The organism is Actinomadura rugatobispora, assembly GCF_042656285.1.
Lineage (GTDB): Bacteria > Actinomycetota > Actinomycetes > Streptosporangiales > Streptosporangiaceae > Spirillospora > Spirillospora rugatobispora.
The window spans coordinates 17,370-30,011 of sequence record NZ_JBHSON010000085.1 but is presented as its reverse complement, the minus strand read 5'-3'; the positions used below and the strand labels follow the sequence as shown (position 1 = coordinate 30,011).

The window sequence follows — 12,642 nt, the reverse complement described above, 5'->3', positions numbered from 1 at the left end:
TACGGGTGTGGTGGCGGGTGCCGGCGGTGTCGTTGCCAGGGAGGGTGGCGGGTGTGGAGCTGCGCCAGCTGCGCTACTTCGTGACCCTGTCCGAGGAACTGCACTTCGGCCGGGCGGCGGCCCGCGAGCACATCGTGCAGTCGGCGTTGAGCCAGCAGGTGCAGCGGCTGGAGCGTGAGCTGGGGGTCCGGCTGCTGGAACGCAGCACCCACCATGTGGCCCTGACCACCGCCGGGGCGTTGTTCCTGGTCGAGGCGCGGCAGATCCTGGCCCAGGTGGACCGGGCCGTCCGGGTGGCCCGGAGCGCGGTCGGTGCCTCTCCGGCGCTGCGGGTCGGGATCATCGACCCCAGCTACGACTCGATGCCGCAGATCCTGCACGAGGTTCAGGCCCGCTTCCCCGATCTGGTCATCCACCAGGTCGAGGCGGGGGTGCCCGAGCAGTACCAGCAACTGGTCGACGGGCGCCTGGACGTCGGGATCGGCCGGGCCTCGCTCGCCCCCGCCGCGATCGCCTCCCACCTGTTCCGCCACGACCCTCTCGGGGTACTGATCCCGCGCGGTCACCGGTTCGCCGACCTGGACGCGGTGCCCGTCGCCGCGCTCGCCCAGGAGCCGCTGCTGCTCGCCGAAGAGGCCCAGGCGCCGGAGTTCAACCAGTTCACCGTGGAGATGTGCCGAGCCGCCGGCTTCACTCCCGCCGTGTACGCGGGAACGGTGGAGAGCATTCGCGCGGCCGCCGATCTGGTCGCCCAGGGACGCTGCCTGTACTGCGTGCCGTCCTCCTGCCTCACGGCGATCGCCGGGACCATCTGGCGTCCGCTCACCGAGCCGGCCTCCTATTACCCCTGGTCGGTTCTCTGGCGGGCCGGTGACGACTCCGACCACGTGGCGGCCATCGTCGGCTGCGCGCGAGCCATGTCCCAGAGGCTGGGCTGGCTGGCCACCAACGATCGGACGGCGGAGCGGCCGGGGCCCCTCGATGCCACCTCTGACGACTAGATGCGAGGCCCGCGACCACCGCGCCGTCCTCGGCCACGGGGAGACGTCGGTTCAGCGGCGGCCAGGGCGTGTCCAACGACGGTGGCCGCCGCGAGCCCGGCGGTCGTCATCGAGTGAAGGGTTCCGCGTCGCGGAACCCTGCGAACGCGTGGAGTCCCTCTCGCCATTGCCGATGGCGTTGCCGTCGTCGATGGCGTCCTGGCGGCTGCGTGCGGGCGGACGGCCGGATGGCCGGCTGCGTAGCCCGTTCGGGCGCGCTCTGGCGCCTGTCAGCGACCGCAGCGCGAGTCCGGCCGCACCGGCGAGCATCAAGATGACACCCACGGTGTGCAAGTTCAGGCCACGCAGGGAACCGGTCAGGGCGAAGGTGAGGACGGCCCCGACAGTGAGGAGAGCGGTACCGGCGGCGACGGGCATCGTCCACCGTCCTTTCGGGTCGAAGGGCCGACGCGGACCTGCGCCGAAGGTGTAGCCGGTGATGTCATCCGCGCCCCGTCCAGTGGGCGGAGCGCCGGCCTGAGAACCCCGCCGATATCCGGCAGGCCCATCAGCGCGGCCGACCGGCAGGATGCCGTGCGTTTCAGTACTCCAGTCGGGGGCGCAGGGGCCCACCGACCGCATGCAGATGCTGCAGCCCTTCGGCGTAGGAACGGAACAGTCCTGTCTCGCAGTAGGAAATGCCGTTCTGAGCACAGAAGGCGCTCACCAGCCCCTGGGCGCGATGCAGGTTGGGCCGGGGCATGGAGGGGAAGAGATGGTGTTCGATCTGGTAGTTCAGCCCGCCGAGCGCAAAGTCGGTCAGGCGGCCACCGTGGACGTTGCGTGAGGTCAGCACCTGCCGCCGCAAATAGTCGATCTTATGCTCCCGGGCGAAGATCGGCATGCCCTTGTGGTTGGGCGCGAACGAGCAGCCCAGATACACCCCGAACAGTCCCTGCTGAACCAGCAGGAAGCACACGGCCTGAACCGGGGACAACACCCAGAGCAGGGCGGTGAGGTATCCGCCCAGGTGGACGATCAGCAGGCCGGCCTCGGCCGGCTTCGCCGCCCGCGAGCCGGTGGTACGGGTAAGGAGGGCGCGGACTCCGGCAATGTGCAGGTGGAACCCTTCCAGCAGCAGCATGGGGAAGAACAGCCAGGCCTGGTGGCGGGCGAGCCAAGCGCCGACACCACGGCGGGATCGGGTCTGCTCGCGGGTGAAGGCGATCGCGCCGGGCGAGATGTCGGGGTCGCGGTCGACCTGGTTGGGGTGGGCGTGGTGCCGGTTGTGCTTGGACGTCCACCAGCCGTAGCTGAGCCCGACCAGCAGGTTGCCGTGCAGGCGGCCGAGCAGGTCGTTGACGCGCTTGGAACCGGAGATCTGCTGGTGACCGGCGTCGTGCCCGAGGAACGCCGTCTGGGTGAACATCACCGCCAGGTACGCCGCCACCAGCAGCTGCCACCACGACGACCCGATCGCCGCGAACGCGACCCAGCCGGCGGCCAGCAGGAGCAGGTTCCCCCCGATCTTGACCGAATAGTAGCCCGGGCGCCTGGCCAGCAGCCCGGCCCGCTTCACCTCGCGGGACAAGACCGCGTAGTCACTGCCCCGGCCGCCTCCCGGCTTCCCTCCGGCATCGTCCCCGCCTCGGGCGACACCTTGGCTCACAGCGTCGGTGGCAACGGTTCTGGTCATGGTGCTCTCCTCGGGAAGGCACGAAATCCTGCTTCAGCCAAGGCAGGGCGCCTTCTTCATTCAGGCGCTCACGGCACGGTGCCCGTACCCTGCCGCGGCGGAACCGATCAAGTTCCAGTCAAGCCTGAAGCCGACCAAGGAGAAACCAGCAACCTGAGCAGGGCCCATCAGCGGAGGTGATCGCCCTCTGCGACCGGGTATGGCCGCGATGACACGGAAAGAGGCTTCGTCATGCCAGACAACGATGAACTGATCATCCGCTTCCACCCGGTCGGAGGCGAAGACATCACCGTCGCCACCACCGACTTCGACGATCCCGAGCAAGCGCTCGAGGCCGTCACCCGCGCCCTGGACCACCAACGATGCCTGACCCTGCACCAGGCTCGCTACAAGCGCGACCCCGATACCAACGCCGTGGTCATCAACCTGGCCAACGTCGTCTCGGTCCGTGTGTGCGGCAAGGACAGCGCCACGACCGGCCAATACCTCTGACCCGACCCATCTGGCTCTCGGCTCCACCCCGTTGCGCCCACAAGTATCAAACGCCACGTCAGGCAGGCTGCGCCGGCAAGCGACACACGCGCCCGCGGGCCTCGCCAAGCTGCCCGGGCTACGGGGGGAAGCTCACGTCACGTGCGGCATAGGGATGGGTGGCGATGTGACGGCGTATCTGAGCGGTTGCGTACGCGGCAGCCCTGGCCGCGTCCTCGCAGATGGGTGAGGGCGAGGCGTTCGACGACCCGGCGGGCGCTGCGCCTCCCGCCTGACCGCCGACCGGGGCCACGCCTTCGGCACCCTCCCGGCCGGCCTCGACCTCGCGCCCCTCATCGAACGCGCCACCCCGAAGATCCCCTGACCCGACTCCGGTTCCGGAGCGGGCCGGCTGAAGAATGCGCGATTACCGTCGCGGATAGTCGTGGTCCGCACGGCCATTTGTTTTTCCGCTTCCGCGGGAGTCCATGGACAATTCCCGCCGTGCCCCGGCCGAATACGGTCAAGCCCGTTCGGTCGCCGGGGTGAAGAGGACGAGGTTCACGTAGCGGCGGCCGGGCTTCAGCGCCTTGGCGAGCAGGCCGCGGTCGAGCTGGTGGGCGGTCGCCTCCTGGGCGGCCACCAGGTCCCGGAGGACGAGCGACGCCCATCGGCCGTCCAGCAGCACGTGCCCCGTGTAGCCCCAGCCCTCGAGCAGGTCGACGACCGGCCGGACCGGCGCGTGGCGCTCTTCCAGTTCGATCAGCAGGACCGGCCTGTCCCGCCGGATCGTCCCGGCGGCCCCGTGCAGCGCGTGGAGTTCGTGCCCTTCGATGTCCAGCTTGATGAAGCGGACGTCCTCCAGCCCCAAGCTGTCGATGGTGACCTTGGGGACCTGGACGGTGTCGCCGCCGCGCCGCCCGACCGAGGCGACGCCCGCGAACTCCCCCGCGGGCGGGATGGACAGATCGATGTGCCCGCACTCGTCGGACGCGGCGGCGTGCACGATCTCGCATCGGGGGAACGCGCGCTTCAGGAGGGCCGCCAGCGCGGGCGCGGCCTCCAGCGTCACCACCCGGTCGGCCAGTCCGGAGAGGCGGCGCGTCCAGGGGCCGAACCATCCGCCGACGTCGACGGCCGTGCCGCCCGCGGGCACGAAGTCGCGGACGCGCGCCAGTTCGGGCTCGACGCGCGGGTAGATCGTCCAGATGACGGCGGCGGTCAGCCGCGGGGGAACGCGGCGCGCCACCGCGCGCGCGAACCGCCCGCTCCGTGCGGCCTCGTCCTCCGCACCGGCCGTGGGCGCCCCTTCCGGCAGCACCATCACGGCTTCTCGCAAACATCACGTGCACCGCGCACAGGCGATCGCCTCCGACACCGACCCGAAACCAACAGCCGCCGCCGACGTCGGAGACAAAGAAGGAATGGGGCCTTCGCGCTCATACGTCGCATCGAGCAATCCGGACAGTAAGCCACGGAGTCAGTGCCGGGCAACATTGGCCCGGCCACAAAAGGATCACAGCCTATTCCACCGGACATGGGTAAACCGATCGGCCGATAAACGCGTCCGCGCACACATTGTTTCAACAGGGGTACGCTGCGGCCGTGCGACGGCATCTGTGCGTGCTCGTCCGGACGTGGCGCTCCAGGACTCGGAGTTCCTCGTACGGGAGGTGCTGTTCACCGAGACCATCGGCGACGGCTTCACCGTCCTGCGCCGCCTCACGCTGGCCGGCGGGTAGGGACCGCCCCCGGAAGCCGCGGCCCGTCTCCTGCGCGAGTCGGACGCCGCCCTGCACACCGTGGCCTAACGTTCCGGCTACGGCTCGGAGTACGCGTTCGCGAAGGCGTTCAAAGCGACCCCGCCACCTGATCCGCACGCTTCGATCAGCGAAACCGGAGGCCGCCCATGCTCCTCACGTCCCGATCCCATGCCGAGTACCGCGCGATGTTCGACCTCACCGACGACGACCTGGCGGGCGTCACTCTCGACTGCGGCGGCGGCGCGTCCAGCTTCGTCGCGGGGGCCGGCGCCGGCGGCGGCCGCGCGCTGGCGCTGGACCCTGCCTACGCGGCCGGGGCCGACGCGCTGGCCCGGCGGCTGTCCCGCGACCTGGACCGGAGCCGGGCGATCGGCATCGCGGGCGGCGACCGCTACCTGTGGGACTGGTACGGCTCCCCCGGCCGCCACCGCGAGCTGCGCCGGGCGGCCGGTGCCGAGTTCCTGGTCGACCTGCGGCGGCACCCGGGGCGCTACCTCGCCGGGAGCCTGCCCCGGCTGCCGCTCGCGGACGCCGGCGTGGACCTCGTGCTGTCCTCGCACCTGCTGTTCACCTGGGCCGACCGCTTCGACTACGCGTGGCACCGCGCGGCGATCCTGGAGATGTGCAGGGTGAGCCGCGGGGAGGTCAGGCTCTTCCCGCTGGTGCACCAGGGCGACGGGGCGCCCGTGGACTTCCTCGACCGGCTGCGGGCCGACGTCGAGGCCGCCCTCGGCGTGACCAGCGCTTGCGTGCGGGTGCCGTTCGAGTTCCAGCGCGGCGCCGACCGTATGCTCACGTTCGTCCTGTGATCCGGCAAGGAGTTCGCGTATGACCTACGACGTCACCGCCGTCCGCGCGCGGTTTCCCGCGCTGGAGGCGGGGTCCGCCCATTTCGACGGGCCGGGCGGCACGCAGACGCCGCGTCCCGTCATCGACGCCATCGCCGGGGCGCTGGCGGGTCCGCTGTCCAACCGGGGGCACGGCACGGCCGGGGAGCGCAACGCGGAGACGATCGTCGCCGAGACCCGCGGCGCGATGGCGGACCTGCTCGGCGCGGACCCGTCCGGGATCGTCTTCGGCCGCAGCTCGACGCAGCTGGCCTACGACTTCTCCCGCGTCCTCGCCCGGACGTGGGCGCCGGGCGACGAGGTCGTCGTCACGCGCCTGGACCACGACTCCAACATCCGTCCCTGGATCCAGGCGGCGGACAGGGCCGGTGCCACCGTGCGCTGGGCCGACTTCGACCCGTCGACGGGCGTGCTGTCCACGGACGCGGTCCGCGCGGTGCTCTCCGAGCGCACGCGCCTGGTGGCGGTCACGGCCGCGTCCAACCTGATCGGGACGCGTCCCGCGGTGGCTGAGATCGCCCGCGCGGTGCACGAGGCCGGGGCCCTGCTCTATGTCGACGGGGTCCACCACACCGCGCACGCCTCCGTCGACATCGAGGCGCTGGGGGCGGACTTCTTCGCCTGCTCCCCGTACAAGTTCCTCGGGCCCCACATGGGCGTGCTGGCGAGCCGTCCCGCGCTGTTGGAGACCCTGCGGCCGGACAAGCTGCTGCCGTCGACCGACGCCGTCCCCGAGCGGTTCGAGCTCGGCACCCTGCCCTACGAGCTGCTGGCGGGGACACGCGCCGCGGTCGACTTCCTGGCCGGGCTGGGCCCGCGGCGGCAGGGGTCGCGCCGGGAACGGCTTCTCTCGGCATTCACGGCCCTGGAAGGGCACGAGGACGTGCTGCGGCTCCGGATCGAGAAGGGGCTGGCGGACTTCCCGGACATCACCGTGCATTCGCGGGCGCCCGAGCGCACCCCGACCCTGCTGCTGACCATCGAGGGCCGCAGCACCACCGACGCCTATCGTTTCCTCGCCGAACGCGGGGTGGACGCGCCGTCGGGGTCCTTCTACGCGCTGGAGGCGTCCCGGCGCCTCGGCCTGGGTGATGAGGGAGGGCTGCGTGTGGGCCTGGCCCCCTACAACAACGCCGAGGACGTGGACCGCCTGCTGCAAGGGTTGTCAGACTTCCTCCGGCGGCCGCGCCCTTAAACTGGCGCCATGAGCGGAAACGCGCAGCTACTGGACGAATGCCGCCGCGCGCTGGAGGCACTCACCGCGCAGGCGGACACGGACTCCCTGCGGGCCGAGGCCCGGAGGCTCACCGAGATCCTGGCCGATCCCGCGCATTGAAGCGACGCCGAGGTCGCCGGCAGGCGGCTGCGGACCATTGAAACCTTCCTGCACGGTCTCGACGAGGCCGATTCCGAGCTGGACACGCTGGGCGGGCTGCTGGGACTGGCCGCTGACGACGACGCCCTGGCGGCGGAATGCCTGGCCGGGCTGCGCGAGCTGGCCGCCGTCCTCGACGACCTGCGCGGCCGTACGCCGGGCCCTGAGCTGGACGACCGCGAGGCCATCGTGCTCTTCAAGGTGGAACAGCACCCCGACACGTGGGGGCTGGACGAGCAACTGTGGCGCTGGTTCGTCAAGCGGGCCGAGCGGGACGGGCGGCCGGTGCAGGTCTACCACCAGTCCTGGCGCATGTTCTCGATGTCCTCGGGAGCGATGCGGATCGGCGGTGCGGGCGCCTACGGCGGCCTGGCCGGTGAGCGCGGACTGCACCGCCTGGAGTGGGACCACTTCCGGCGCGTCACGCCGATGGTGGAGGTGCACGTCGATGTGCTGCCGGTGGCCGCGTCCTATGACGGCATCCGCATCCAGGAGGAGGACGTGCAGGAGTGGGCGAAGGCGCTCGGGGACCACGGCGGCCCGCCCTTGAGCCCGGTCCGTACGGTGGGGCTCCGGCACGTGCCCACCGGAATCCTGGCCACCTGCACGGGGCAGGAGACGACACAGCGCAACCGCATGGGGGCATGGACCCTGCTGCGCTCGCAGCTGCTGCATCTCCAGCGCACGGCGGCGGACGGGCAGGACGCGCCGCCGCCGGTCAAGCACCATGATCGGCCTCTCGGGGTCTGGTGACGGCTCAGCGGCCGGTGATCCGGCGTACCAGGCCCTCGGTGTGATCCCTGGTGAACAGGTCGGCCGGACCGCTGATCTCGACCTTCCCGCCGGTGATGGGCGAGGCGACCTGCGGAGCGGACAGCACCTGCCCCTCGACGACGATGGCGATCCGGTCGGCGGGCGCCTGCGCCTGGGAGGCCGTCGTGGTCAGCTGGGCGAACGACCGGGCGTCCTGCGCGGTCAGGGAGATGGCCACCGTGAACCCGGTGCTGCCGCGCGCGGGGTCGGGCGGCTGGACGCGGATGTCGTCGACCCGGCCGATCGTCATGCCGCTCCCGACCTGCAGGCATTCGTTCTCGGACGCGATCGGCAGCCACTCCGCCGCGCAGGGGCCGGGCTGCGCCGCCCGGACGGCGAGGAACTGCACCGGCCGGCGCAGCACCGCGGGCCCGCTCGGAAGCTCGTCGTCCTCGTCGCCGGAGAGCACCAGGGCGGCCGTCAGCGATACCGCCGCGACGACGATCGCCAGCGCGACCACCAGGACGGGGATGAGCCAGATCTTGCGGGACGGCCCGGGAGGCGGCGGGGAGAACCCGGGCGGCGGAGTGTCAGAGGGGGGCGGCGGATAGGCCCCGGGGGGCGGGGGATCGCTCATCACAGGCCCAGTATGGGCACTGCCGCCGATTCCGGTCAGGCGGGGTCGATGCGGTGGTAGGTCTCGCCGTAGAGCGGCGCCGCCTGGGTGATGAAGTTGCCGGGGAAGCCGAGCTCGAAGTCGCCGGCGGCGTCGAGCCGTGCCACCGCCTCGCCGGGGAGGACGAGGTCGAGGGCGCCGAGGACGTCCTCCATCTGGGCGGCCTTGCTCACCCCCACCAGCGGGTGGACGGCCCGCGAGCGCGCCCGCGTCCACGCCAGCGCGACCTGCGCCGGGGTCGCGCCCACCTCGGCCGCGATGGCTGAGACCTCCTCCGCGGCGCGGCGGGCGGGCCCCTCCAGGGTGGCGGGGTCGTGGCGGCCGGCGAGCGTGCCCTTGGCGAGGGGGCTCCAGGCCGCGACCGTGAGACCGAGGTTCTCGGCCATCGGCAGCAGCTCGCGCTCGACGTCGCGTTGCAGGACGTTGTAGGGCACCTGGATGGCCGCGGGCCGCTCGTGGCCGTGCCACTCGGCCAGGGTGACGGCGCGGGCGACGGTCCACGCCGGGGTGTCGGAGAAGCCGACGTGCAGCACCTTGCCCGCGCGGACCGCGTCGTCGAGGGCGCGGACGGTCTCCTCGACCGGCGTGTACGGGTCCCAGATGTGCGCCCAGTACAGGTCCACGTAGTCGGTGCGGAGCCTGCGCAGGCTCTCCTCCAGCGACCGGACCAGGTTCTTGCGGTGGTTGCCCGCCGCGTTGGGGTCGGTGGTGTCGCGGGTCCAGGTGTACTTGGTGCCGAGGACGAACCGGTCGCGCCGCCCCTGCAGGAGCTCGCCGAGGTCCCGCTCGCTGTGCCCGCCGCCGTAGTTGTTCGCCGTGTCGAGGACGTTGCCGCCCGCGTCGGCGTAGACGTCCAGGATGCGGCGGGCCTCCTTCAGCGAGGCCCCGCCCGCCGCCTCTCCGAACGCGAGCGCGCCGAGGAACACCTCGGACACCCGCAGTCCGGTCCGTCCGAGCAGTCGGTAACGCATCGTCCTCCTCATGGTCCGGGCGGATCTTAGCGACTCGCAGGACCCTGGAACCGATTGCATACAATCTGGCGAATTTTCCTGGTCAAAGGCTAGCTTTTCCGCCAGATTGCGTGCAATCTAGGCGGACAGATGATCCAGGACGCTTTCTGCGAACGGGGTTGGCATGCGACGGCTCACGCGCCGAACAGTGCTCTCCGGGCTCGGAGCGGCGACCGCGGGCCTCGCCGTCATGGGCGGGGCCGGAACCGCGGCCGCGGCGGCCGGACCGGGGCGGAAGGGACGGAAAATGAAGATCACCAAGCTGGCGGACGGGCTGCTGTTCCCCGAGGGCCCGGTGGCGCTGCCGGACGGCGACGTGCTGGTGGTGGAGATCCACCGCGGCACGCTGACCCGGGTCCGGCCGGACGGCGCCACGTCCGTGGCCGCCGAGGTCGGCGGCGGCCCCAACGGCGCCGCGCTGGGCCCGGACGGGCGGGTCTACATCGCCAACAGCGGCGGCCTGCGGCGCTTCGAGGTGGGCGGGTTCGTCTTCGCCGGCGGCATCCCCGACGACTACACCACCGGCAGCATCCAGGCCGTGGACCTGGCGGACGGCTCGGTCGAGACCCTCTACACCGAGGCCGGCGGGGCGCCGCTGCGCGGCCCCAACGACCTGGTGTTCGACGCCCACGGCGGCCTCTACTTCACCGACTACGGCAAGAGCGACGGCGTGACCGGCGACAAGGGGCGGCTGTTCTACGCCAAGGCGGACGGCTCCTCGATCACGATGCTGGCCGGCGGGATGGAGGGGCCCAACGGCATCGGCCTCTCCCCCGACGGCGGGCGGCTGTACGTCAGCGAGACCTACACCGCGCGGGTCTGGTGGTGGGAGGTCACGGCGCCCGGCCGGATCAGGGGCGGCCGGTCGCTCGGCGGCTCGGGCGGCGGCAACTTCCTCTACACCGCCCCCGACTACACCAACTTCGACTCGCTGGGCGTGGACGGCCACGGCAACGTGTGCGTGGCGTCGATGGTGCATGCGGGGATCTCCGTGGTGAGCCCGTCCGGGAAGCTGGTGGAGTTCGTGGACATCGACGTGGACGACGACCCGGGGATCACCAACATCTGCTGGGGCGGGAAGGACCTGCGCACCGCGTACGTCACCGCGTCCAGCACCGGGCAGCTGTTGAAGGTCGACTGGCCGCGCCCCGGCCTCCGGCTCAACCACGCGGGCTGACCGGGCCGCGCCGGCCCGCGGGGATGCCCCGGGCCGGCGCGGTTCCGGACGCGGCGTCGCGGCTATGACGCCATCTTCCGCAGGATGCGGCGCGCGGTGCTCTGGATGTGGACCTCGTCGGGCCCGTCGTACAGGCGGGCCTCGCGGGCGTGCCGGTACATGCGCGACAGCGGGGTGTCGTCGGTGAGCCCCGCCGCCCCGTGCACCTGGACGGCGCGGTCGATCACGTCGTGCAGCATCCGCGCCCCCACGACCTTGATCGCGCCGATCTCGATTCTGGCCCCCTGCCCCAGGCTCAGGTCGCCCGCGTCGATCTGCTCGGCGGCCTGGAGGGTGAGCAGCCGGGCCGCCTGGATCTGGGTGTAGGAGTCGAACACGTGCTGCTGCATGAGCTGCTTGGCCGACAGCGGCCCGCCGAACGCGACGCGGGAGTCCAGCCGCGCGCACATCAGCTCGAACGCGCGCTGCGCCTGCCCGAGCCAGCGCATGCAGTGGAAGATCCGCCCGGGGCCGAGCCGCTCCTGGGCGATGACGAAGCCGTGCCCGCGCGGGCCGAGCAGGTTGTCGGCCGGGACCCGCACGTCCTCGTAGGCGACCTCGTAGTGGCCTCCGTGCAGGCCGAGCACCGGCGTCTCGCGGACGATCCGGTACCCGGGCGTGTCCGTCGGCACGATGATCATGCTGAACGCGCGGTGCGGGGACGCCGCGTCCGGCTCGGTGCGGCACATCACCGTCGTGTACGCGGCCTGCGCCGCCCCGGTGGTGAACCACTTGCGGCCGCGGATGACCCAGTGGTCGCCGTCCAGCTCCGCGGTGGTGCGCAGCCCGGTCGGGTCGGACCCGGCCACGTCCGGCTCGGTCATCGCGAACGACGGCGACACCTCGCCCTGGACCATCGGGGCCAGGTAGCGCTCGCGCCAGCGGGGGCTCGCGTACTGGTGCAGCATCAGCGAGTCCTGGAGCGTGAACGTGCCGAGCGCGAGCTGGCCCCACTCGCTGCGGCCCTGGACCTCGTTGACGTACACGTAGTCCAGGAACGGCAGCCCGCCCCCGCCGAGCCCGGCGGGATGGCCGAGGGCCCACAGCCCGGCCTCCTTGGCCTCGCCGCGGAGCCGGAGCAGCGCGTCGCGGGACTCCTCTCCCCCCGCGTTGAGCACGGGCTCGGCGGGTTCGACGCGCTCGGTCATGAACGCGTGCACCTCGTCCCGCACCTTGCGGATCCGGTCGGGCACGGGGAACAGCATCAGCCCTCCCCGGTCAGGTCGGCGGAGATGTCGCGGTCGCCGTAGCCCTCGGGCGCGGCGACCTCGACGACCGCCTCGGGACGGTCGTCGAACTCCAGCCGCAGCGCCCTGGCCATGGTGGCGTGCATCTCGTACATGCAGGTGATGTAGGTGAGCTGGAGGATCTCGCTGTCGGGCAGGTGCTCGCGCAGGATGTCGAAGATCTCGTCGGACACCCGCCCGCCGTCCAGGACGAGCGCGTCGGTGTAGGCCAGGACGGCGCGCTCCAGCCGCGAGTAGCAGTCGGCGGTCTGCCAGTGCGGGATCGCGCTGATCTTCTCCTCCGGCATGCCGAGCGCCCGCATCTGCTTGCAGTGCTGGGAGAAGACGAACTGGCTGCCGCGCGCCCAGCCGGCCCGGCACTGGCCGAGCTCGCGCAGGACGGGGTCGAGGGAGGCGTTGCGGTAGAGGGCGAAGCCGCGGACGGCGTGCCGGAAGACGTCCGGGGACTGGGCGAACACCGTCCACCAGTCGCCGGGCGTGCCGGTGGCCGTGCCGTGGTCGACGGCGGGGTCGCGGTCGGGGGCGAACAGGCGGTCGTAGAAAAAGAGGATCCGCTCGTCGGTGACCTCGGCGCGGGGGACCTCACGCAGGCGGGGCATCGTGCTCC

At 71.8% G+C, this 12,642-nt stretch carries 13 protein-coding genes; 6 read left to right on the top strand and 7 right to left on the bottom strand.

Going from position 1 to position 12,642, the window contains the following annotated elements; all coding sequences use genetic code 11:
* Window positions 1-53: 53 nt before the first annotated feature.
* Window positions 54-1,001 (top strand): LysR family transcriptional regulator, encoded by a 948-nt coding sequence (locus ACFPZN_RS42520; RefSeq protein WP_378288284.1) that lies wholly within the window; start codon window positions 54-56, stop codon window positions 999-1,001.
* A 580-nt stretch (window positions 1,002-1,581) separates the two neighbouring features.
* Here the strand turns inward: ACFPZN_RS42520 and ACFPZN_RS42515 are convergent.
* Window positions 1,582-2,676, bottom strand: coding sequence for a fatty acid desaturase family protein (locus ACFPZN_RS42515; protein WP_378288283.1), 1,095 nt, complete (start codon window positions 2,674-2,676; stop codon window positions 1,582-1,584).
* Window positions 2,677-2,907: 231 nt separating this feature from the next.
* Here ACFPZN_RS42515 and ACFPZN_RS42510 point away from each other — a divergent pair, with 231 nt between their 5' ends.
* Window positions 2,908-3,168, top strand: coding sequence for a hypothetical protein (locus ACFPZN_RS42510; RefSeq protein WP_378288282.1), 261 nt, complete (start codon window positions 2,908-2,910; stop codon window positions 3,166-3,168).
* Between the two features lie 502 nt (window positions 3,169-3,670).
* On the opposite strand, the gene ACFPZN_RS42505 is transcribed toward ACFPZN_RS42510, so the two are convergent.
* Complete coding sequence (locus ACFPZN_RS42505; protein WP_378288281.1) at window positions 3,671-4,471, bottom strand: FkbM family methyltransferase; 801 nt, start codon at window positions 4,469-4,471, stop codon at window positions 3,671-3,673.
* 585 nt (window positions 4,472-5,056) lie between these two features.
* Here ACFPZN_RS42505 and ACFPZN_RS42500 point away from each other — a divergent pair.
* Together ACFPZN_RS42500 and ACFPZN_RS42495 are read left to right on the top strand one after the other, a co-directional pair.
* The gene (locus ACFPZN_RS42500; RefSeq protein WP_378288280.1) at window positions 5,057-5,719 is read left to right on the top strand and encodes a malonyl-ACP O-methyltransferase BioC; all 663 of its coding nucleotides are present in this window, start codon (window positions 5,057-5,059) and stop codon (window positions 5,717-5,719) included.
* Window positions 5,720-5,738: 19 nt separating this feature from the next.
* On the top strand, window positions 5,739-6,953 hold the full coding sequence (locus ACFPZN_RS42495; protein ID WP_378288279.1) for a cysteine desulfurase-like protein: 1,215 nt from the start codon (window positions 5,739-5,741) through the stop codon (window positions 6,951-6,953).
* A gap of 27 nt (window positions 6,954-6,980) precedes the next feature.
* Here the strand turns inward: ACFPZN_RS42495 and ACFPZN_RS42490 are convergent, their stop codons facing one another.
* Entirely contained in the window at window positions 6,981-7,346 is a 366-nt protein-coding gene (locus ACFPZN_RS42490; RefSeq protein ID WP_378288278.1) for a hypothetical protein, read from the bottom strand.
* Here ACFPZN_RS42490 and ACFPZN_RS42485 point away from each other — a divergent pair.
* On the top strand, window positions 7,335-7,886 hold the full coding sequence (locus ACFPZN_RS42485; protein ID WP_378288277.1) for a PCRF domain-containing protein: 552 nt from the start codon (window positions 7,335-7,337) through the stop codon (window positions 7,884-7,886). The two genes, ACFPZN_RS42490 and ACFPZN_RS42485, sit on opposite strands and share 12 nt — an antisense overlap.
* Window positions 7,887-7,890: 4 nt before the next feature.
* Here the strand turns inward: ACFPZN_RS42485 and ACFPZN_RS42480 are convergent, their stop codons facing one another.
* A complete protein-coding gene (locus ACFPZN_RS42480; RefSeq protein ID WP_378288276.1) occupies window positions 7,891-8,523 on the bottom strand; it encodes a SecDF P1 head subdomain-containing protein in 633 nt (210 codons plus the stop codon).
* Between the two features lie 35 nt (window positions 8,524-8,558).
* A complete protein-coding gene (locus ACFPZN_RS42475; RefSeq protein WP_378288275.1) occupies window positions 8,559-9,533 on the bottom strand; it encodes an aldo/keto reductase in 975 nt (324 codons plus the stop codon).
* A gap of 286 nt (window positions 9,534-9,819) precedes the next feature.
* Between ACFPZN_RS42475 and ACFPZN_RS42470 the strand changes: the two genes are divergently transcribed.
* Complete coding sequence (locus ACFPZN_RS42470) at window positions 9,820-10,749, top strand: SMP-30/gluconolactonase/LRE family protein (RefSeq protein WP_378288274.1); 930 nt, start codon at window positions 9,820-9,822, stop codon at window positions 10,747-10,749.
* Between the two features lie 62 nt (window positions 10,750-10,811).
* Here ACFPZN_RS42470 and ACFPZN_RS42465 read toward each other — a convergent pair whose 3' ends face one another.
* Window positions 10,812-11,993, bottom strand: a complete 1,182-nt coding sequence (locus ACFPZN_RS42465) for an acyl-CoA dehydrogenase family protein (RefSeq protein ID WP_378288273.1) — start codon at window positions 11,991-11,993, stop codon at window positions 10,812-10,814.
* Window positions 11,993-12,634, bottom strand: coding sequence for a carboxymuconolactone decarboxylase family protein (locus ACFPZN_RS42460; RefSeq protein ID WP_378288272.1), 642 nt, complete (start codon window positions 12,632-12,634; stop codon window positions 11,993-11,995). The genes ACFPZN_RS42465 and ACFPZN_RS42460 overlap by 1 nt, the downstream gene beginning before the upstream one ends.
* Window positions 12,635-12,642: the final 8 nt, after the last annotated feature.

Bases quoted from the DNA above. Each gene is read 5' to 3' on its own strand.
- ACFPZN_RS42515 (WP_378288283.1), bottom strand. From the start codon at position 2,676: ATGACCAGAACCGTTGCCACCGACGCTGTGAGCCAAGGTGTCGCCCGA.
- ACFPZN_RS42510 (WP_378288282.1), top strand. From the start codon at position 2,908: ATGCCAGACAACGATGAACTGATCATCCGCTTCCACCCGGTCGGAGGC.
- ACFPZN_RS42505 (WP_378288281.1), bottom strand. From the start codon at position 4,471: ATGGTGCTGCCGGAAGGGGCGCCCACGGCCGGTGCGGAGGACGAGGCC.
- ACFPZN_RS42500 (WP_378288280.1), top strand. From the start codon at position 5,057: ATGCTCCTCACGTCCCGATCCCATGCCGAGTACCGCGCGATGTTCGAC.
- ACFPZN_RS42495 (WP_378288279.1), top strand. From the start codon at position 5,739: ATGACCTACGACGTCACCGCCGTCCGCGCGCGGTTTCCCGCGCTGGAG.
- ACFPZN_RS42480 (WP_378288276.1), bottom strand. From the start codon at position 8,523: ATGAGCGATCCCCCGCCCCCCGGGGCCTATCCGCCGCCCCCCTCTGAC.
- ACFPZN_RS42475 (WP_378288275.1), bottom strand. From the start codon at position 9,533: ATGCGTTACCGACTGCTCGGACGGACCGGACTGCGGGTGTCCGAGGTG.
- ACFPZN_RS42470 (WP_378288274.1), top strand. From the start codon at position 9,820: ATGAAGATCACCAAGCTGGCGGACGGGCTGCTGTTCCCCGAGGGCCCG.
- ACFPZN_RS42465 (WP_378288273.1), bottom strand. From the start codon at position 11,993: ATGCTGTTCCCCGTGCCCGACCGGATCCGCAAGGTGCGGGACGAGGTG.
- ACFPZN_RS42460 (WP_378288272.1), bottom strand. From the start codon at position 12,634: ATGCCCCGCCTGCGTGAGGTCCCCCGCGCCGAGGTCACCGACGAGCGG.